The organism is Sulfitobacter pacificus, assembly GCF_030159975.1.
GTDB classification, from domain to species: Bacteria; Pseudomonadota; Alphaproteobacteria; order Rhodobacterales; family Rhodobacteraceae; genus Sulfitobacter; species Sulfitobacter pacificus.
This window is the reverse complement of sequence record NZ_BSNL01000001.1, coordinates 3,400,293-3,418,519: the sequence shown is the minus strand read 5'-3', so window position 1 is coordinate 3,418,519 and position 18,227 is coordinate 3,400,293. Positions and strand designations below refer to the sequence as shown.

The 18,227-nt window shown below is 58.3% G+C and carries 21 protein-coding genes; 10 read left to right on the top strand and 11 right to left on the bottom strand.

Annotated features, from left to right (window positions below; translation table 11 throughout):
* Positions 1-5: 5 nt before the first annotated feature.
* Positions 6-1,247, top strand: a complete 1,242-nt coding sequence (locus QQL78_RS17095; protein ID WP_284375148.1) for a 3-deoxy-D-manno-octulosonic acid transferase — start codon at positions 6-8, stop codon at positions 1,245-1,247.
* Entirely contained in the window at positions 1,244-2,239 is a 996-nt protein-coding gene (lpxK, locus tag QQL78_RS17090; protein ID WP_284375146.1) for a tetraacyldisaccharide 4'-kinase, read from the top strand. The genes QQL78_RS17095 and lpxK overlap by 4 nt, the downstream gene beginning before the upstream one ends.
* A gap of 33 nt (positions 2,240-2,272) precedes the next feature.
* Here lpxK and QQL78_RS17085 read toward each other — a convergent pair whose 3' ends face one another.
* The 3 genes from QQL78_RS17085 to QQL78_RS17075 are packed head-to-tail and all read right to left on the bottom strand — an operon-like array spanning position 2,273 to position 4,609.
* Complete coding sequence (locus QQL78_RS17085; protein ID WP_284375144.1) at positions 2,273-3,397, bottom strand: CaiB/BaiF CoA transferase family protein; 1,125 nt, start codon at positions 3,395-3,397, stop codon at positions 2,273-2,275.
* On the bottom strand, positions 3,397-4,080 hold the full coding sequence (locus QQL78_RS17080) for a DsbA family protein (RefSeq protein ID WP_431358330.1): 684 nt from the start codon (positions 4,078-4,080) through the stop codon (positions 3,397-3,399). Before QQL78_RS17080 ends, QQL78_RS17085 begins: the two co-directional genes overlap by 1 nt.
* Before the next feature lie 22 nt (positions 4,081-4,102).
* Positions 4,103-4,609, bottom strand: a complete 507-nt coding sequence (locus QQL78_RS17075) for a DUF721 domain-containing protein (RefSeq protein ID WP_284375143.1) — start codon at positions 4,607-4,609, stop codon at positions 4,103-4,105.
* Between the two features lie 85 nt (positions 4,610-4,694).
* Between QQL78_RS17075 and mutY the strand changes: the two genes are divergently transcribed.
* The 3 genes from mutY to QQL78_RS17060 all read left to right on the top strand — a co-directional run bounded on the left by mutY (position 4,695) and on the right by QQL78_RS17060 (position 7,463).
* Positions 4,695-5,753 (top strand): A/G-specific adenine glycosylase, encoded by a 1,059-nt coding sequence (mutY, locus tag QQL78_RS17070; protein WP_284375141.1) that lies wholly within the window; start codon positions 4,695-4,697, stop codon positions 5,751-5,753.
* Between the two features lie 73 nt (positions 5,754-5,826).
* A complete protein-coding gene (locus QQL78_RS17065) occupies positions 5,827-6,978 on the top strand; it encodes an alkane 1-monooxygenase (RefSeq protein WP_284375139.1) in 1,152 nt (383 codons plus the stop codon).
* A 62-nt stretch (positions 6,979-7,040) separates the two neighbouring features.
* On the top strand, positions 7,041-7,463 hold the full coding sequence (locus QQL78_RS17060; protein ID WP_284375137.1) for a response regulator: 423 nt from the start codon (positions 7,041-7,043) through the stop codon (positions 7,461-7,463).
* Positions 7,464-7,470: 7 nt separating this feature from the next.
* Here the strand turns inward: QQL78_RS17060 and QQL78_RS17055 are convergent, their stop codons facing one another.
* The 4 genes from QQL78_RS17055 to QQL78_RS17040 all read right to left on the bottom strand — a co-directional run bounded on the left by QQL78_RS17055 (position 7,471) and on the right by QQL78_RS17040 (position 10,597).
* Complete coding sequence (locus tag QQL78_RS17055) at positions 7,471-7,842, bottom strand: hypothetical protein (protein WP_284375135.1); 372 nt, start codon at positions 7,840-7,842, stop codon at positions 7,471-7,473.
* Positions 7,843-8,132: 290 nt separating this feature from the next.
* The gene (locus QQL78_RS17050; protein ID WP_284375133.1) at positions 8,133-9,233 is read right to left on the bottom strand and encodes a site-specific DNA-methyltransferase; all 1,101 of its coding nucleotides are present in this window, start codon (positions 9,231-9,233) and stop codon (positions 8,133-8,135) included.
* A gap of 117 nt (positions 9,234-9,350) precedes the next feature.
* Positions 9,351-9,956, bottom strand: a complete 606-nt coding sequence (gene rnhB, locus QQL78_RS17045; RefSeq protein WP_284375131.1) for a ribonuclease HII — start codon at positions 9,954-9,956, stop codon at positions 9,351-9,353.
* Positions 9,957-10,069: 113 nt separating this feature from the next.
* Complete coding sequence (locus QQL78_RS17040; protein WP_284375130.1) at positions 10,070-10,597, bottom strand: hypothetical protein; 528 nt, start codon at positions 10,595-10,597, stop codon at positions 10,070-10,072.
* A 169-nt stretch (positions 10,598-10,766) separates the two neighbouring features.
* Between QQL78_RS17040 and QQL78_RS17035 the strand changes: the two genes are divergently transcribed.
* The 4 genes from QQL78_RS17035 to QQL78_RS17020 all read left to right on the top strand — a co-directional run bounded on the left by QQL78_RS17035 (position 10,767) and on the right by QQL78_RS17020 (position 13,742).
* Positions 10,767-11,057 (top strand): hypothetical protein, encoded by a 291-nt coding sequence (locus QQL78_RS17035; protein WP_284375128.1) that lies wholly within the window; start codon positions 10,767-10,769, stop codon positions 11,055-11,057.
* Positions 11,029-11,721 (top strand): winged helix-turn-helix domain-containing protein, encoded by a 693-nt coding sequence (locus QQL78_RS17030; RefSeq protein ID WP_284375126.1) that lies wholly within the window; start codon positions 11,029-11,031, stop codon positions 11,719-11,721. The genes QQL78_RS17035 and QQL78_RS17030 overlap by 29 nt, the downstream gene beginning before the upstream one ends.
* 70 nt (positions 11,722-11,791) lie before the next feature.
* Entirely contained in the window at positions 11,792-12,565 is a 774-nt protein-coding gene (locus tag QQL78_RS17025; protein ID WP_284375124.1) for an HpcH/HpaI aldolase/citrate lyase family protein, read from the top strand.
* A 1-nt stretch (position 12,566) separates the two neighbouring features.
* Positions 12,567-13,742 carry an MFS transporter gene (locus QQL78_RS17020; protein WP_284375122.1) on the top strand — a complete coding sequence of 392 codons (1,176 nt, stop codon included), beginning with the start codon at positions 12,567-12,569 and terminating at the stop codon, positions 13,740-13,742.
* Here the strand turns inward: QQL78_RS17020 and QQL78_RS17015 are convergent.
* Positions 13,734-14,882 carry a DUF3095 domain-containing protein gene (locus QQL78_RS17015; RefSeq protein ID WP_284375120.1) on the bottom strand — a complete coding sequence of 383 codons (1,149 nt, stop codon included), beginning with the start codon at positions 14,880-14,882 and terminating at the stop codon, positions 13,734-13,736. The two genes, QQL78_RS17020 and QQL78_RS17015, sit on opposite strands and share 9 nt — an antisense overlap.
* A 137-nt stretch (positions 14,883-15,019) precedes the next feature.
* Here QQL78_RS17015 and QQL78_RS17010 point away from each other — a divergent pair, with 137 nt between their 5' ends.
* Entirely contained in the window at positions 15,020-16,042 is a 1,023-nt protein-coding gene (locus QQL78_RS17010) for an aspartate-semialdehyde dehydrogenase (protein WP_284375118.1), read from the top strand.
* Between the two features lie 54 nt (positions 16,043-16,096).
* On the opposite strand, the gene QQL78_RS17005 is transcribed toward QQL78_RS17010, so the two are convergent.
* The 3 genes from QQL78_RS17005 to QQL78_RS16995 are packed head-to-tail and all read right to left on the bottom strand — an operon-like array spanning position 16,097 to position 18,222.
* Complete coding sequence (locus QQL78_RS17005; protein ID WP_284375116.1) at positions 16,097-16,888, bottom strand: hypothetical protein; 792 nt, start codon at positions 16,886-16,888, stop codon at positions 16,097-16,099.
* 35 nt (positions 16,889-16,923) lie between these two features.
* On the bottom strand, positions 16,924-17,235 hold the full coding sequence (locus QQL78_RS17000) for a P-II family nitrogen regulator (protein ID WP_284375114.1): 312 nt from the start codon (positions 17,233-17,235) through the stop codon (positions 16,924-16,926).
* A 3-nt stretch (positions 17,236-17,238) separates the two neighbouring features.
* Positions 17,239-18,222 (bottom strand): sodium-dependent bicarbonate transport family permease, encoded by a 984-nt coding sequence (locus QQL78_RS16995; protein WP_284375113.1) that lies wholly within the window; start codon positions 18,220-18,222, stop codon positions 17,239-17,241.
* Positions 18,223-18,227: the final 5 nt, after the last annotated feature.

Sequence of the window (18,227 nt, the reverse complement as noted above, 5' to 3'; positions counted from 1 at the left end):
CTCCTATGGCGCGGTCGTCTTTGGGGTTGACGGCCTACCGTGCGTTGACACGGCATTCCACAATGCTGCCCAAGGACACGCCGCTGCGTGCCCGCCCCAAAGGAGAGCTGGTCTGGATACATGCAGGTGAACCTGGCAATCTTCTGGCGGTACAGGATTTTGCAATGCGGTTGATTTCGTCGCGTGAAGGTTTGCATGTTCTGATCACCCTGCCAGAGCAGGCAGGGGCACAGCGCCCCCTGCCCGCCCGCGCCGACACCTCTTTGATTCAGATGAATGTGCCCGGCGAACACCCCGAGGTTGTAAGTGCCTTCCTCGACCATTGGCAGCCGGACAGCTGCATCTGGATCTGGGGAAACCTGCGGCCCAATCTTGTTCTAGAAGCGGCTGATCGGGGCTGTCCCATGTTCCTGATTGATGCGGATGCCCGTGGTTTTGACGGACGCCGTGACCGCTGGCTGCCCGCCTTGGCGCGCCGATTACTGTCGAAATTCGATGCGGTATTTGCAAGATCCGCCAATGATTACAAACGACTTAGCCGTCTAGACTTGCCTTCATCCCCCCTGAACCAGACCGGCCCCCTTCTGGCCGGAGGGCAGGTGTTGCCCTGTGTCGACAGTGACCTGAATGATCTTTCCGCCGCCGTGGGCGGGCGCCCCACATGGTTTGCCGCGGGTGTGACAGAACGGGAAATCGGTATGGTCCTTGGTGCCCATAAACAGGCGCTGCGCCTGTCGCACCGGTTGTTGCTGATCCTGCAACCGGATGTGCCCGAGAAAGTAAACGAGGTGTTAAGCCAAGCGGCAAGCCGTAACATTACCACCGCGCAATGGGACGACGGGCAGTTTCCCGATGACACCACACAATTGCTGATCTCCAGTGATGCCGCTGAACGAGGGCTGTTTTTCCGTCTGGCCTCTGTCTCCTTTCTGGGCGGCACGCTGATACAGGGACGCAGCGGCGGGTGTGATCCGTTGGAGGCCGCCGCCTTGGGCTCTGCCATCCTTTATGGTCCACGGTTGCGCCAATTCATGCCCTCCTATTCCCGTCTTGCCGCTGCCGGTGCTGCGCGGATCGTCAATGATGTGGATGCATTGGGCACCGCCGTATCGCGCCTTATTGCCCCCGATCAGGCCGCAACCATGGCCCATGCAGGCTGGGATGTGATCAGCCAGGGGGCCGAGTTGACCGACCGCATTATCGACCTGATACAGGATGCGCTGGACAGGGAGTTGAGTCGCACATGATCCGCCCTCCCGCCTTCTGGCACCTGTCCGACCCGGATTGGCGTGCAACCGCGTTACGCCCTCTTGGCGCGATCTATGCTGCCGCCACAGCCCGACGTCTGAAACAGGGGCCACACCATCAGCTGGATATTCCTGTGATCTGCATCGGGAACATCAATGCAGGTGGCACTGGCAAAACCCCTACAGTGATGGCCGTCGTTGAGCATTTACGCGGGCTGTTTCACGAACCACATATCGTTTCGCGCGGGTATGGCGGTACTTTGGAAGGACCGGTGCAGATTGACCCCACGCGCCACAAGGCAGCCGATGTAGGGGACGAGCCGCTGCTGCTGGCCGCCTTTGCAGAAGTATGGGTAGCGAAAGACCGCGCAGCCGGGGCCAGGGCAGCACAGGCGGCCGGGGCCAGCGTGGTCGTCTTGGATGACGGGTTTCAGAACCCCGCATTGGCCTATGATCTATCCGTGATTGTTGTGGATGCAGCGCGCGGATTTGGCAACGGCTTGTGCCTGCCCGCAGGGCCGCTGCGCGAACCGGCGGCAATCGGGCTGGCCCGCGCTGATCTGCTGCTGTCCATTGGTGAGGATGGCGCACAGGACAGTTTTGCCAGCCGCACAGCACGGCCCAGCGACCTGCCACATGCACGGGCCAAACTCGCCCCATTGCAAACCGGTATGGATTGGTCAGACAGCCGCGTTCTGGCTTTCGCCGGTATCGGTCACCCAGAGAAGTTCTTTGCCACCCTACGCGATCTAGGGGCACAGATTGTCCATGCAGAGGCGCTGGATGATCACCAGCCACTCACCTCGGCCTTGATGGCACGGTTGGAAGCGGATGCGGCGGCACGTGGCGCGCAGCTTGTGACCACAGAGAAGGATGCCGTGCGCCTGCCTGCCAGTTTCCGCAGCAAGGTGATCACCCTGCCGGTGCGGCTGGCGCTGGCAGAGGACAACCCGCTGTTCAAGGCGTTGGACGCGCTGCCCAAACCAGCATAACGCGGAAACTTTTAAAGCCTCCGGTCGTTTGCCTCAGTTGTCTTCGCCCAGTTTCGGGGCCGGGCGGTGCAACGCCAGTTCAGCATCAGAGAACCGGAAGGGCGAGCGTAACCCCGGCACACCATCCAATTCGATCTGCATGCCACGGGCAACCACTTGCGGATCAACCATCACATCATCCAGATTATTGATCGGACCGGCTGGCACATTATGCGCCTCGCAGGCGGCCAGCAAATCATCGCGGGTGCGTTGTGACGTGGCCCCCTCAATCCGGCGGTTCATTTCCGGGCGGTTCGCCACGCGGTCGGCGTTTTTGGCATATTCCGGCGCGGTCGCCATATCGTCCAGCCCCAGCAAACGGCACAGGCGCTGAAACTGCCCGTCATTGCCGGTGGCGATGATGATGTGCCCGTCTGAAGTTTCAAAGACCTCATAGGGTGTCAGGTTGGGGTGTGCATTGCCCATACGGGTCGGCGCAATCCCCGTGGTCATATAATTCATCGCCTGATTGCCCATTATTGCCACCGCGCAATCCAGCAGGGCCATATCGATATGTTGGCCACGCCCGGTCTGGCTGCGCTGATGCACAGCAGCCAGAATGGCAGTGGTGGCGTATATGCCGGTAAACACATCGGTGATCGCCATGCCGGATTTCTGCGGCTGGCGGTCCGGTTCGCCGGTGATCGACATCAGACCGGACATGCCCTGAATGATAAAATCGTATCCCGCACGGTGGGCATAAGGGCCAGTGTGGCCAAATCCAGTGATAGAGCAATAGATCAGCTGCGGAAACTCCTCGCGCAGGCTTTCATAATCCAACCCGTATTTCGCAAGTCCGCCGGTTTTGAAATTCTCAATCACGATATCCGCGTCGCGCAGCAGCTCTTTCAACTGCGCCTGACCTGCGTCGGTGCGAAAATCGATGGTCACGCTGGCCTTGCCGCGGTTTGTTGAATGGAAATAAGACGCCGAAACATCCTCATCCCGTGTCACAAAGGGAGGCCCCCATTGGCGCGTATCATCACCTGCGGGGCTTTCGACCTTGATCACTTCGCAGCCCAGATCGGACAGGGTTTGACCGGCCCAGGGGCCGGCCAGAACACGCGCCATCTCAACGACCTTCAGACCGGCAAGAGGGCCCGCGTTCCCATTGCCCATCAGCTGCCCAACTCTGCGTCGATCAGTTCCTTCATTTCGCCGTACGCCATGTTGGAATGTTTATTCCCGTTGATCAGAAAGCTGGGTGTAGAGGTGACATCATCACGGTTCTTGTTTTCCTCGAACCAGGCCACCAATGTCTGGGCTTTCTCCGCATCTTGCAGGCAGGCCTCAATGGTATCGTTGTCCATCCCCGCCAGCCGCGCAATCTTGCGCAGCTCGTCAACAATCGCGGCAGGCTCGCCCGCGCGGGCCCAGTTGGATTGACCTTTGTAGATCAAATCAACGATTCCAAAAAACCTCTCCTGACCGCCGCAACGCGCAATCATCGACGCCCACAGACCCGGACGGTCAAAATAGACTTCGCGGTAGACAAATTTGATCTTACCAGTGTCGATGAAATCAGCCTTAAGCTGTTTGAATGCGCCGCTATGGAAGGCCGCGCAATGCGGGCAGGTGAAGGAGGCATATTCAACAACAGTCACTGCCGCATCGGGGTTGCCAACGACCATCTCGGTGATGCTGGACGTATCGAAATCGCCCGAAGTTGTCTGCGCATTTGCGGCACCTGCCAGATTTGACAACTCTGTTGAGCCGCTGCCGCCGCCCATGTTGTTGGACAGCGCCCAGCCGCCAAGGCCAAGCACGGCAAAGCCACCAAGTATCATATTTCTGCGTTGCATCATGTCGTTCCTTTGCTGCTGTTCAGCGTTTTGTTTTGTTCAATATGTTCTCGCCCAGACGCGCAAGTGCATCGCGCAGACCTTGATCTGAAACGGGCTGTGCCGCCGCTGCCGCCATTTGTCGCAGGGCCGGATCGGGGGCAGCTTTTGCAGCCGGCTTCTTGGGGCTAAAGGCGACCTTGCCATCGGCAAACCCGGTAGAAGCTGTTTGCGTGATCCGCACACGGGCAATCGCGTTATAGCCATAGACCGCATTCACCTTGGCGCGCAGCTGTTCCTTTTGCATTTCCAGCATGGGCGCATTTGCCCCGTTGGTCAGCAAAGTCAGGGTCGCCCCCATACCGCCCCGGCCATAGCTGATTTCAACAGGCCGGGCGATGCCGGCAATGTCCTGACCGGCGATTTCGCCCCATTGGGTCAACAGCCGCGATTGGGCAAAACCACGCGTTTCCGACGCGCGCCGGATCTGCCCCGACAACAGGCTGTCGGTGCGTTTGAACCCTTTTGTACTGGTGCGCCTTGGCGGCATGGCTATGTTCCCTTTGGGCCCTATCTATACAATAGTCTGCCAGCGCTCCAGCACCAACCAAAGCAAGCATCGGAAGTCATAAACATTGCGTGATACGCCCGACATAAACACCCTGCCCGGTCTTTTGCTGCATTGGTACGATGTGCATGCCCGCGAAATGCCCTGGCGTGTGGGGCCTGCCCAACGCAAGGCCGGGATTTTGCCCGATCCCTATCGCATCTGGATGAGCGAAATCATGTTGCAGCAAACCACCGTTGCAACCGTGCGTGACTATTTCCAGCGGTTTGTGACCCGCTGGCCAACGGTGCGTGATCTGGCGGCGGCACAGGATGCCGATGTGATGGGCGAATGGGCTGGATTGGGGTATTATGCGCGTGCCCGCAATCTGCTGAAATGCGCCCGCGCAGTTGTGGATGAACATGGTGGCGTGTTCCCGGCAGATCATGACGCATTGCTGAAATTGCCCGGCATCGGGCCCTATACCGCTGCCGCCGTTTCCTCGATTGCATTTGATCTGCCCCACACTGTGCTGGACGGCAATGTCGAGCGGGTGATGGCGCGGCTTTATGATATTCACACCCCCCTGCCTGCAGCAAAACCTTTGCTGATGGCACAGGCGCAGGCGTTGACCCCTGCACAGCGCCCCGGCGACTATGCTCAGGCGGTGATGGATCTGGGTGCAACCATCTGTTCGCCGAAATCACCCGCTTGCGGGATTTGCCCGTGGCGCGATCCCTGTGCTGCACGCGACGCAGGAACGCAGAACCTGCTGCCCAAAAAGACACCGAAGAAACCCAAACCTGTGCGCCACGGCACAGTGTACCTAGCCCAACGGGATGATGGTGCGTGGATGTTAGAGACTCGGCCAGAGAAAGGACTGCTTGGCGGGATGTTGGGCTGGCCCGGTTCGGACTGGCTGGATATCAGCGAACCCTTGCCCGAGGGCACACCACCGCTGAAGGCCGATTGGCAAACCCTTGCAGGCGAAGTGCGCCATACATTCACGCATTTCCACCTGATCCTGACCGTTAAGTTGGCGAAAGTCCCTAATGACACCGCGGGCAGCTTCGTCACGCGCGCGCAGTTCCGCCCCTCGGACCTGCCCACAGTGATGCGCAAGGCATACGATTTGTCGCAGACCTAGGGCTGTGTCACCGCTTTGCCCGTTTGGCGATCTGCGATAAAGATAGCCAAGACACACCGTCAAAGGTCCAGCCATGTCACAACAACCCGCCCCGATTCCTCCGCGCGATCTGCGCCGACTATCCCGCGCCCTGCCGTTCTGGCTGTCGCTGGGTCTTATTCCGCTAACATGGATCTGCGCGGCGCATGGCGGCTGGAGCATCGCCCTATTGCCACTGGTCACCTGGTGCCTGTTTTCACTGTTGGATGCGGTGCTGGGGCTGAATCTTGATAATGCCGATCTGGAGGCAAGCGAAGAGGATCTGTTCTGGTATCGTTTGGTCACCCTGATTTGGGTCCCGGCGCAATTCCTGACACTCTTCGGCCTGATCTGGTATGTGCCGCAGGCGGAACATCTGAGCCTTTTTGAACGCATTGCCCTGTTCTTTGGCGTTGGCGTGATCACCGGCACCATCGGCATCAACTACAGCCATGAATTAATGCACCAGAAGAACCGGCTAGAGCGGTTTCTGGCAGATGTATTGCTCGCGATGGTGCTGTATTCGCATTTTCGTTCCGAACACCTGCTGGTGCATCACCGCTATGTCGGCACGCCCCGCGACCCGGTGACGGCGCGGTATAACGAAGGGTTTCACCGGTTTTATCCGCGCGTTTTGCGCCAGAGCTTTCACTCTGCCTTCAAGGCCGAGGCTGATATGCTGGCCCGCAAACGCCTTCCTTGGCATAACCGCAGCAACCCGTTCTGGAAATATTGGGGTATGCAAATTACCTTCCTCGCCCTTGCATTGATCCTTGGTGGCTGGCTTGGCGTGCTGCTGTTTCTGGTGCAGGCTGGGGTCGCAATCTGGCAGCTGGAGCTGGTCAATTACATCGAACATTACGGACTGACCCGCGAACATCTGGGGGATGGCAAATATGAACACGTCAAACCGCATCATTCGTGGAACGCGGCGCATAAGGCGTCAAACTGGCTGTTGATCAACCTGCAACGCCATTCTGATCATCACTATAAACCCGACCGCCGGTTTCCCGTGTTGCAGAATTACGGTGCGGATGAGGCACCGCAACTGCCCTTTGGCTATCCGGTGATGACAATGGCCGCGATGTTCCCGCCGCTATGGCGGCGCATCATGAACCCGCGGGTGCGCCAGTGGCGCCGAACCTACTATCCCGAGATCACTGACTGGAGCGCGTACAACAAGCGGCAAACGCCGATGCCGCGCTGACGCTCATGGTATCTTAACGCTTCCATGACACCTCTTTGGCGACAAAAGAAAGGTGTCAATTCATGCAAACGGGCGCGCATCAATCATCGAAGTATCAGCCCCATCAGACCTGTCTGATTGTAGAGGACAGCGAATTCGACCGCCAGAAACTGACACGGATCATGAATAAATCGCGCCAGCCCTTTCATATCGAAGCGGCGGCAACCTTGAAATCAGCGCGCCGCGCGATGGAAAAGGGACCGGTCTCCCTGATCCTGCTGGACAATAATCTGCCGGATGGATTGGGCGCGGATTTCGCTCTTGAACTGGCCCGTGATCCGAATTTTTCGGATATTCCGGTGATCATCGTCAGTGACTGGCCCTCGCCCTTTATGTGGGAAAAAGCATCCTCTGCCGGGGTGGCCTTTGTGTTAAGTAAAACAGAATTTGACGGGCGCTATGTGCAGGCGGTCCTGCAAAAGAACCGGTCAGATCTGGTAAATTGAGGTGCACCTATGCGCCTTGCCGCCATGCGCGATAGAATAGCCCCGATATCAACAACTCAACCAGAATCGCAATCCAGATACCCGGGCCGACGGATCCCCGCCAAAACTCATAGATCCCAAGCGCGGCCATCGCACCCATTGCGGTCATGACGGTCACCACCACCACCCGTTGCACGTCAGGTATCACGGCATCTCGCGCCATAAAACAAAGCACCGAAAATCCCAGAAACAACACGCCAGCACGTTTGGCTAAAATATCGCCAACCTCCGCTTGCTTCAGCGAAAACAACCAATAGATCAATTCGGGGAACATAATCAGGGTGAGGCAAAGCGTGCCAAAGATCGCGGCGGTTGCACGGCTTATTGTTCTAAAATCCATTGATTGACGCTCCACTGACCTTCCAACCATCACGCGGTTGTTGCACGGGGTCGATGTGGCTTTTTTACGCAGTTCAACCTGCTTGGGCGGCAAACAAAAAAGGCCCCGCCACAAGGGCGGGGCTAAGGTGAGTGCCTATCTAGGCAACCTTCATAAGGAAGGCCGCAGGCACCGGCGGTGTTCTAGGATGTTTCCGGGTTTCCCTTTGCCAAGGCATCCTTGCAGGGCCCGTGCGACCAAAGGGGTCGACAAGACAGGTTTCGCATAGCGCTTCCCGGAAACAACAATTCTCAGTTGGCCATTTCGGCCCTTATCTGCTGGCGCAGAAGGTCAATCGGCACACGTTTACCATCCTTCTTGAAGCACCAGTAGGTCCACCCGTTACAGCTGGGCGCTTTTTCGTAAGCAGCGCCAACCTGATGGATTGATCCTTTGATATCCGATCCGATCAATGTGCCGTCGGCACGGACCTTGGCCTTGTGACGCCCATTAAGGGAATAGAGTTCTTCACCCGGACGCAGCATGCCACGCTCAACCAGCTGACCAAAGGGCACCCGTGGCTCCGCACGTTTCGACGTCGTGGTTTGCAGCGCCTCGCGGTCAAACTTGCGCACTTTGCTCAGACGTTTCAGCGCAACCTTGCGATAGGCTTCCTCGCGTTCAATCCCGATGAAGTCGCGGCCCAGCATTTTCGCAACAGCCCCTGTGGTGCCTGTGCCAAAGAACGGATCAAGGATCACGTCACCCGGATTACTGGACCCGACCAGAATACGGTGCAGCAGGCTTTCGGGTTTTTGTGTTGGATGGGCCTTTTCGCCCTCTTCGTTCTTTAACCGTTCATGACCAGTGCAGATCGGCAGCACCCAATCGCTGCGCATCTGGATACCTTCGTTCAGGGCTTTCAACGCCTCGTAGTTAAAGGTGTATTTGGAGTTCTCGTCCTTACCGGCCCAGATCATCGTCTCATGAGCGTTGGTAAAGCGCTTGCCGCGAAAGTTCGGCATCGGGTTGGATTTGCGCCAGACCACATCGTTCAGGATCCAGAAACCGGCATCCTGCAGCGCTGCACCAACCCGGAAAATATTGTGATAGCTGCCAATGACCCAGATTGCGCCATTTGGTTTCAGCAGGCGACGGGCCGCTTTCAGCCAGGCACGGGTGAATTCATCATAGACCTTGAAGCTGGCGAATTGATCCCATTCATCGTCAACCGCATCCACCTTGGAATTGTCGGGGCGCATCAGATCGCCACGCAATTGCAGGTTATATGGAGGGTCCGCAAAGATCAGATCAACGCTCGCCTCCGGCAGGGCGTTCATCGCCTCGATACAGTCGCCATCAAGGATCGTGTTCAAAGGAAGCACCGCGGTGCTTTTTTCTATCGTCTTCATCAATTTTCTGCCTCTGGTCCCCGGCACATTTTGTGCTCGTTTGTTGAGATCAGGATGAGTCAAAGACGATTCGCGGTCAATTTGTTTTTTGAATCAATTGGTTAAGAAAAATTGTTGCTACAACATATTGTGTACGGGTTTGAACGAACGTCTATGGTGTGGGGTTACCCCAAGTTCTTGAAGCGCCTCTATGTGTCTTTTTGATCCATATCCCATGTTGGTTTCCCAGCCATAACCGGGGTGCTGTTGCGCAAGGGACAACATGACACAATCTCGACAAATTTTGGCCATAATTGAGGCAGCTGAAATGCTCTGCGAACGGCTGTCCCCCTTGATGATGGTCTGCGCGGGCAGGATCAGATCACGGGGCAACATATTCCCATCCACCAAAACATAGTCGGCCGGCGTCTTGAGCCCCTCAAGCGCGCGCATCATCGCCAGATGGCTGGCGCGCAGGATGTTGATCTCGTCGATTTCCGCAACCGTGGCATGGGCGATGCTGACCTCGGCCACTTCCATAATCTCTTCATACAGGCGTTCACGGGCTTTCTTGGTCAGCTTCTTTGAATCATTCAGCCCCTCGGGGATACATGCAGGATCTAAAATCACCGCCGCCGCCGTCACCGGTCCTGCCAAAGGGCCACGGCCCACCTCATCCACACCTGCAATGCGGGTGTAGCCCTGCGCCATGGCGGCGCGTTCAAATTCAAAATCCGGTTTCATACCCCCTCAAGACCGCAATCCTGCCCAAGGCTCAATATAAAAAAGGGAGGATGCCCGAACATCCTCCCCAGTCTTCCGGGTGAAGGGACACCCACCCGGATCACAGCGCGATGTTATCCTCGCGCCAAACGGAACCCGTGTTCACGCAAGCAGCGTGCCTCATATCCACGGCGGTCGCCGCGACGGGTGTTAAAGGTATAATTGCACTGGCGCGGCAGACGGTGTGTGTAGCTGTAGTTGCGTTGCAGACACCGGCTGGCGAACATGCGCACATGGCCACGATGGGTTTTTACCCGGCGCAGGCATTTCTGCGGCAAAAGCTTGCGGCTCACACGGTCGGGCAGCGGGCGCGGCTTGGGCTGGCCATACCGCGGCGGCTGATAGGCGGGCGCACCGTAGGTAGGCTTCTGGCGGATCGGCCTGTCATAGGTTGGCGCGCGATACTCCGGTTTTGACTGATGGTGGCTTGCCTGCTTTTTCTTGTCATTCCTGTCGTGGATGATCTTGCCCACAACAGCCAGCCCCACAATCGCGGCAATTGTATTGACGGTGCGGCGGTCACCTGCGGCGGCGGGCAGCGCGCCCAATATGGTCAACGCAATAGATGCGGCGGCTACGGTTGCGATAAACTTGCGATACATAACTGTGATCCTCTCTGTTGCGCGGTGCGGGACAGCCCGTGCTTTTGTGGGATCAGATTGGGTCGGGGCCTGTCAGACAGGCAATAACACCCCCCCGCTATCCGATAACAACGGGGCTGAGGGCGCGTGGTTATTGAATATCGCCGCGCAAAGGCTCAAGGATGGGGGCATGAAACAGTTTTCTCTTCCCCTCGCCCTCGGGCTGTTGATCGGCTGTGCTCTGCCCGCCCATGCGGCAGGCTGCTATGCTGATTACAAGGCCAAGCAGGATGACCCCTTGCGCCTGCATTACGGTGTCGCACAGGTCAACGGGCCCTGTGATGTCGGTTCAGCCGCCGCTGAACTAACCCCGCGTCTTGCCGCCCAAGGCTGGACGCTGCTCAATGTCATCTCCACTTTCGGCGACGACGGACTTGATCAAAGGAAAGACAGTGCCGGACAAAACTACCTCCGCTTCTGATCTGCGCCGCTTTGTCGGCTTTGGCATTGCCGCAATTGTCACCCTGCTGATCGTCGGGGCAATTGTGTTGTTCTGGGCTTTACCGGACGCAAACCTGTTCAATGCGCAGGTCGAACGCATTTTTGTCGAGAACGACGATTTGACCAGCGGTGCCACAATCAAACTGCTGGAGATCCTTGCGCAATCAGGCACCGCGTTTTCCGACACATTGGCCAGTTACCGCATGGTGATCTTTGTGCTGCTGGTGTTCGCTGCGGCAATGCTGGCCGCTGCGCTGGTATTTCTGATCATGTTGATCACCTTCAACCGCCGTATGGCCCAGATTGAACGGGTCGGCATTCAGGTGAATTCACTGTTGATCAGCCGCGAGGAAAACACCGTCTACCTGAACAACCTTGGTTTCAAGCTGACTGATGCCGCGATGGAAACCATGTCGGTGCTGGCCGAAGCACGGATGGATGATGATGTGATGTCCGGCTCTGAAATCGAAGGGGTTATTTCGGGTCGTCTGGCCGCTGACTGTGACGAAGCGGCGGGGGCGACACGCATCAAACGGTTGCGCGACACGCTGGGCAACCAGATCGTCAGCGAACTGTTGGTCAAGAACATCGCGCGGCGGGGATATATGCTGGCCATCGACAAGGATGTGATCAAGGTGATTTGACACAGGGCCTCTGGTCATTCTCCCCCGCCCGGGTCTAGGCTGCGCCAAACCCCGATCAAGGACATGTCAGATGCCAGCCCCGCAAAACCCGTTCAAGAAAGCCCTGTCCGAAGGGAAGGTACAATTCGGCTGCTGGCTTGGCCTTGCCGATACTTTCAGCGCAGAGCTGATGGGCACCACCGGATTCGATTGGTTGGTCATTGATGGCGAACATGCGCCCAATGATCTGCGCAGCATTCTTGCACAGTTACAGGTGCTGGAAGCCTCGAACAGCCATGCGGTTGTGCGCCTGCCGGTTGGTGAAACCTATATGATGAAACAGGTGCTCGACGCCGGGGCGCAAACCGTGCTGGTTCCGATGGTGGAAACTGCGGATCAGGCGCGCCAGCTGGTGCGTGATGTGACCTATCCGCCGCTTGGCGATCGCGGTGTCGGCTACGCGCTTGGCCGGGCCTCGCGGTTTTCGCAAATCACCGACTATGGCACCACGGCGGATGCGCAGATTTGTCTGCTGGTGCAGGTTGAAAACCTGAAAGGGCTTGCAGCCCTTGATGACATCCTTGCAATCGACGGGATTGACGGCGTGTTCATTGGTCCTGCAGATCTGGCCGCCGACATGGGGCATATGGGCAATGCGTTGCACGACGAGGTGCAGGCCACAATCATGGAGGCGCTGGCGCGTATCCGTGCGGCGGGCAAGGCCCCCGGTATCCTGTCGACCCATGACCCGATGACCGAGGCCGCGCTGGCCGCCGGTGCACAATTTGTCGCTGTGGGGGCGGATGTTTTGCTGCTGACACGCACCGCGCAGGCGCTGAGCGCAAAGTGGAAAGACCTTACATAATATGAACGCAGGTATCTTTTTGTTGGGGTTGGCCTATGTGCTGAGCCAATTTTTCCGCGCCTTTCTTGCGGTACTCTCCGAAATTCTGGAACGTGATCTGGGGGCTCTGCCGGACGATCTGGCGTTTGCGTCGGGACTGTGGTTCCTGACCTTCGCCGCCTGCCAAATCCCCATCGGGGCCGCGCTGGACAGCATCGGGCCACGGCGCACCGCGGGCTGGCTGCTGCTGGTCGGTGGTGCGGGCGGTGCAACGGTTTTTGCCCTTGCCAGTTCGCCCGTTCATATCAGCATCGCCATGGCCCTGATCGGGGTGGGCTGCGCACCAGTGCTGATGGCCTCCTACTATATATTTGCGCGGGAATACCCGCCTGCAACCTTTGCCATTCTCGCCTCTGTCATGGTTGGCGCGGGCAGTCTGGGCAACCTGGTTGCGGCCTATCCAACAGCCCTGGCTGCGGAAATTTTGGGCTGGCGCAACACACTTTGGGGGTTGGCGGGGCTGTCCGGTCTGGTTGCCCTTGGCACTTTGGTCTGGGTCAAGGATCCGCCACGTGTCACCGATGGGGTCAAGGGATCCATGTCCGAACTGCTGCGCATCCGGGCGCTTTGGCCGATTTATCTGCTGATCGGGGTCAGCTATGCCTTTCCCGGTGCGGTACGCGGGCTGTGGATCGGGCCCTATCTGGCGGATGTGTTCGGCACCGACACTGCGACCATCGGGCAGGCCAGCCTTTTGATGGGGATTGCGATGGTGCTGGGCGCGCTGGCCTATGGCTTTGTGGACAAGATCAGCCCCTCGCGCAAATGGATGATCGCAGGGGGCACCGCACTGGCTATATCAGCGGGGGCCGCTCTGGTCGCTCTGCCTGCCAGCAGCATTTCCTTCAGCGTGTTTTTGATGTGCGCCATTGGCTTTTTCGGGGCGGGCTATCCTGTGCTGATGGCTCATGGCCGCAGTTTCTTGCCCAGTCATCTGATCGGGCGCGGGGTGACCTTGCTGAACCTGTTCAGCATCGGCGGCGTGGGAATCGCGCAATTCCTGTCCGGCCGTGTCTACCGTGCAGCCCTGCCCGGGGATACCAGTGCCGCACCCTATGTCGCGGTTTTCGCCATGTTCCTGATTGCGCTTTCCATCGGTTTTACCGTCTATCTGTTCAGTAAAGACAACTCAGACTGAACGTCCCTTCATGCGGGCAGCGGCCAGCGTATAGCCGCCCGCACCACCATCAATGAAATGCACATGATCATCGGTCATGATCGAGGGCACGATACAGGTCATCATCGCCGTGTCCTGCGTGGCGGTGCCATAGTCGATATGACCCTGCGCCTTGGCCGCACTTAACACCGCCTCAATCTGCGTCTGGGTGGCCGGATCACAATCCAGCGTCATTTTCAGACCGTCATCCCGTTTGCGAAAATCCGCATTTTCTCCGACCATACGGGCATAGCGGCGGGCATCGAAACCGCCCAGTTTGATACCCGTGCGGATCAACAGCCAAGCCACAAAAGCCTCAAACAAAACCTTGCGCCGCGCACTGCCCAACGACCCGGAGCCATGGGTGGCATGCGCCTCAAGCGCCGCCCCCTCGGGCGGCCAGGCGGTCCCCGGTCCCTTGGCCGGTGCCGGGTGTCCCCCCCGTTCCAACCCCTGTGCAAGGGTGACAATGCGGTCATAGACCTGTGTGACAACTTCGTCGCTGGCCCCTGCAACCGGTGAAACAAGGATCGAGAGAATCGTGCCATTGCGCGCCGGCATCGGCGACCAGCGGCATGACAGCCCGGTCAGGTCCGGCTGGCTGCCCTGTGCCGCAGGGGGAATTGCATATGCCCCCGCCTTCATCTGCGCCTCCGCCCAGTTCACCCCCCCGCCATCGAACATGGCATAATCAACACCGTCAGAAACCTGAAACCGCGCCACACGCACATCCTGCCCGGCAGCCCGTACATCCGTGACCGGCACCAAGGCAACGCGCATTTCGATGCCAAATTCGGCCTGCGCCCAGACGGCGACCCGCGCCAGCGCTTCGCGCGCGGCAGCTTCATCCTGTGGTGGTACCGCAAATCCGGCACCATCCCCACCGAAGACAAAGGGAAATGCCGCCCCTTTCAACGCATTCATCATCGCAGAAATGACAGCCGCGCCCACCATATTTACGGTCTTATACTGGCCCGCCTGCACCAATCCTGTGGAATTGACGATGTCCGACACGCCAACAAACCAATCCTCTGGCAGAGGGATAAACCGATCCGTCTGCGTCAGCTGGTCAAACTCCCTGACACGGCTCAACTGATCGTAAAATGGGTCCCTTTGGGTCATGTGGCCTGCCTTCTTGATCGTCACAAGCATAACACGCGCCACGTTACACAAGCCAGTCCTGCCAAGCAGGGGTCTTTCCTCGGGTCGGCAAGCGGTGTATGTGCGCCGCACCACCCCTTATATAACGGAGAAATAAGATGGGTTATCGCGTCGCCGTCGTGGGCGCCACTGGCAATGTGGGCCGCGAAATGCTGAACATCCTGGCTGAACGCCAGTTCCCTGTGGACGAGATCGTGGCCTTGGCCAGCCGTCGTTCCCTGGGTACGGAAGTAAGCTTTGGCGAAAAGACGTTGACGTGCAAAGACCTGGACACTTTCGACTTCACGGGATGGGATATTGCGCTGTTCGCGGTTGGCTCGGATGCGACCAAGAAATATGCGCCCGGTGCCGCCAAGGCGGGCTGCGTGGTGATCGATAACTCCTCGCTTTACCGCTATGATTCCGACGTGCCGTTGATCGTACCTGAGGTGAACCCGCAAGCGGTTCATGATTATGCCAAAAAGAACATCATCGCGAATCCGAACTGTTCAACCGCGCAGATGGTTGTGGCGCTGAAGCCCCTGCACGACCGCGCCACGATCAAACGTGTGGTGGTCAGCACCTATCAATCGGTGTCCGGTTCTGGCAAGGAAGGTGCGGATGAACTCTGGGATCAGACCAAGTCGATCTATAACCCGACATCGGACGTGCCGCCGAAAAAATTCACCAAGCAGATCGCGTTTAACGTGATTCCGCATATCGATGTGTTCATGGAAGACGGATCCACCAAAGAAGAGTGGAAGATGGTCGCCGAGACGAAAAAGATCGTCGACAAGGACATCAAGGTCACCGCGACCTGTGTACGCGTGCCGGTATTCGTCGGTCACTCCGAAGCGATCAACATCGAATTCGAGGATCATCTGGACGAGGATGAGGCCCGCGACATCCTGCGCGAAGCGCCCGGCATCATGGTGATCGATAAACGCGAGGACGGCGGCTATGTCACGCCTGTTGAATGCGTCGGTGATTTTGCGACCTTCATCAGCCGCATCCGGCAGGACAGCACAATCGACAACGGTCTGAACCTGTGGTGCGTGTCCGACAACCTGCGCAAAGGTGCGGCATTGAACGCGGTGCAGATCGCCGAATTGCTGGGCCGTGAGGTTCTCAAGAAAGGGTAATTTCCCTTTCAACATCATGCCTTACCAGGCGCCCCTGCCCAGCGCGGGGGCGTTTTACTTTTCAGATGGCAAGGGACGCCATTCGGTATCGATCACGTCGCACTCCGACGTATCCACGTTCTGGATCACAGGGTTCCTTTTAAGCCACTTCTGGCCGTGCCGATGACCGGGCATCGCCGCGCCAAACCGTTTCACCAGCTTGCGGTATCGAAACCCAACCGTTGCCGTATTGCAGAGGTGCCGCCCGTCTTTCGCGCCATATATCGCCAGCCCCGTACCCTGCGGGCGCAGGGTATAGCCCCGTTTTCGCAAGACTTCCGTAAGCGACGCCCAGTCAGGTGCCGCTTCAAACAATACCGCCAAATGGTGTTTCTCTCGTTCTTTGTACGCAAAATCCGCCACCTTGCCCTTCACAGGGTCCACCGCAAAACACATGCCCAGATCACCGTGGGGATGATCCGGCATCGTCATACGAAACCGGCGCAGCAATGTGGGATAGGCAAAACCCAGCTCGGAGCCTTTGCACACACGGGTGCCGCAGGATCGTTTGTGCAGCGCGATGCCACCGCCCGCTGGACGCAGCGTGTACCCGTGCCGGGCCAGCCGTCGGTCAAGGTCATCCCAGCCCGTTGCCTCAGCCATATCGCGGGCGAGGAGCGCTTGAAGAGCAACGACAAGCGTTTCATCCGCCCGGTTTGACATCTTCGGATGAAGGCGGCGCTGAACTTCACGGGCCAGCAATTGCCGCACCAGATGGCCGATGGTCACATCCTGCCCCGCGGCAACAACACCTGCCTCACTTAGCAGTCTGGGTGGCAGTTTCAGGGTTACGGTTTCCAGTCTCATCGTCAAAGACTGAAAGCGAATCGGTTAATGCCGCGTTAAAACCGTTCTGCACGCAGCACGTCGCAATCACTGACCGAAACCACACCGATATGACGCTCCACCACCGCGAAAGCTCCCTCCAGCAGGTCATCCAGACGCTCTGGCCGGATAATGCAAACCACCTGCACCATACCAGATGCCCGGCTGACTTGGCCGGATCTGCTCCATGCCCCGGACCGGCCTGACCCGCCCAGCACCGGCAACACGGTATATCCGGTCACACCCGCCTTGCTCAACGCATCGGTCAGCCGCGATTGCATCACCGATTCAATGGTAATCTCTACCCGTTTTGCACGATGGGTTTGCATGGTTCAGCCTCCGGTCATGGCTTGGGACACCGCCACATAAAGCGGAATACCAAGGGTCAGGTTAAACGGGAAAGTCACGCCCAGCGACAGTGTCAGATACAGCGAGGGATTGGCCTCTGGCAGCGCCACGCGCATGGCCGCAGGCACCGCGATGTAAGAGGCTGAGGCGGATAACACCATCATCAGGGCCATGCCGCCGTTTGACAGCCCCAAGGCCAGGGCAAACCCCAGCCCGATGACCGATCCAATCAACGGCATCAGCACGCCAAAGGCCAGCACCGCAGGGCGCAAGATCTTGCCGCCTTCACGCAGGCCCCGCCCTGCGACCAACCCCATGTCCAGCAGGAACAGACACAATACACCTTTAAACGGTGACACAATGAAACTGGAGATTTCCGCCAGCCCGTCTTCACCCGTGGCCCAGCCGATGAAAAACGATCCCACCAGCAAGACGATGGAACCGTTCAACATGATCTCGCGCAGCAGGGCGCTGTCCATGCCTTTTGTGCCATCACCGCCACCTTTTGCGACCAGCCACAGCGCTGAAAGGATGGCAGGGGCCTCCATCGCGGCAGCAACCGCGACCATATAGCCCTCATAGGCCACGCCACGGCTGTCCAGAACCGAGGTCGCCGCCACAAAGGTCACAATTGAAATCGACCCGTAGTGGGCCGCGACCGCGGCCGCATCCAGTCGGCTCATCTGTGTCATCACCCGCAGCAGCGCAAAAGCAACCAATGGCAACAGCGCCGAGAGGACCACACCAGCCAGCAATGCCAACCCAAGGGTCGCGTCAATGCCATGGGCCGCCACGCTGACGCCGCCTTTAAAACCGATTGCAAACAGCAGATAGATCGACAGCCCCTTGGCCACCGCTTCAGGGATGCTGAGATCAGAGCGCGCCAATGACGCCGCAACCCCCAGCACGAAACACAGGATGATCGGCGAAATCAGATTCTGTCCCGCCAATGAAAGCAATTGATCCATCGTTA

Coding starts and splice junctions, on each gene's coding strand:
- QQL78_RS17085 (WP_284375144.1), bottom strand. CDS start 3,397: ATGGGCAATGGGAACGCGGGCCCTCTTGCCGGTCTGAAGGTCGTTGAG.
- QQL78_RS16995 (WP_284375113.1), bottom strand. CDS start 18,222: ATGGATCAATTGCTTTCATTGGCGGGACAGAATCTGATTTCGCCGATC.
- QQL78_RS17010 (WP_284375118.1), top strand. CDS start 15,020: ATGGGTTATCGCGTCGCCGTCGTGGGCGCCACTGGCAATGTGGGCCGC.
- QQL78_RS17075 (WP_284375143.1), bottom strand. CDS start 4,609: ATGCCGCCAAGGCGCACCAGTACAAAAGGGTTCAAACGCACCGACAGC.
- QQL78_RS17080 (WP_431358330.1), bottom strand. CDS start 4,080: ATGCAACGCAGAAATATGATACTTGGTGGCTTTGCCGTGCTTGGCCTT.
- QQL78_RS17095 (WP_284375148.1), top strand. CDS start 6: ATGGCGCGGTCGTCTTTGGGGTTGACGGCCTACCGTGCGTTGACACGG.
- QQL78_RS17035 (WP_284375128.1), top strand. CDS start 10,767: ATGAAACAGTTTTCTCTTCCCCTCGCCCTCGGGCTGTTGATCGGCTGT.
- QQL78_RS17040 (WP_284375130.1), bottom strand. CDS start 10,597: ATGTATCGCAAGTTTATCGCAACCGTAGCCGCCGCATCTATTGCGTTG.
- QQL78_RS17020 (WP_284375122.1), top strand. CDS start 12,567: ATGAACGCAGGTATCTTTTTGTTGGGGTTGGCCTATGTGCTGAGCCAA.
- lpxK (WP_284375146.1), top strand. CDS start 1,244: ATGATCCGCCCTCCCGCCTTCTGGCACCTGTCCGACCCGGATTGGCGT.
- QQL78_RS17000 (WP_284375114.1), bottom strand. CDS start 17,235: ATGCAAACCCATCGTGCAAAACGGGTAGAGATTACCATTGAATCGGTG.
- QQL78_RS17060 (WP_284375137.1), top strand. CDS start 7,041: ATGCAAACGGGCGCGCATCAATCATCGAAGTATCAGCCCCATCAGACC.
- QQL78_RS17050 (WP_284375133.1), bottom strand. CDS start 9,233: ATGAAGACGATAGAAAAAAGCACCGCGGTGCTTCCTTTGAACACGATC.
- QQL78_RS17025 (WP_284375124.1), top strand. CDS start 11,792: ATGCCAGCCCCGCAAAACCCGTTCAAGAAAGCCCTGTCCGAAGGGAAG.
- QQL78_RS17065 (WP_284375139.1), top strand. CDS start 5,827: ATGTCACAACAACCCGCCCCGATTCCTCCGCGCGATCTGCGCCGACTA.
- rnhB (WP_284375131.1), bottom strand. CDS start 9,956: ATGAAACCGGATTTTGAATTTGAACGCGCCGCCATGGCGCAGGGCTAC.
- QQL78_RS17055 (WP_284375135.1), bottom strand. CDS start 7,842: ATGGATTTTAGAACAATAAGCCGTGCAACCGCCGCGATCTTTGGCACG.
- QQL78_RS17015 (WP_284375120.1), bottom strand. CDS start 14,882: ATGACCCAAAGGGACCCATTTTACGATCAGTTGAGCCGTGTCAGGGAG.
- QQL78_RS17005 (WP_284375116.1), bottom strand. CDS start 16,888: ATGAGACTGGAAACCGTAACCCTGAAACTGCCACCCAGACTGCTAAGT.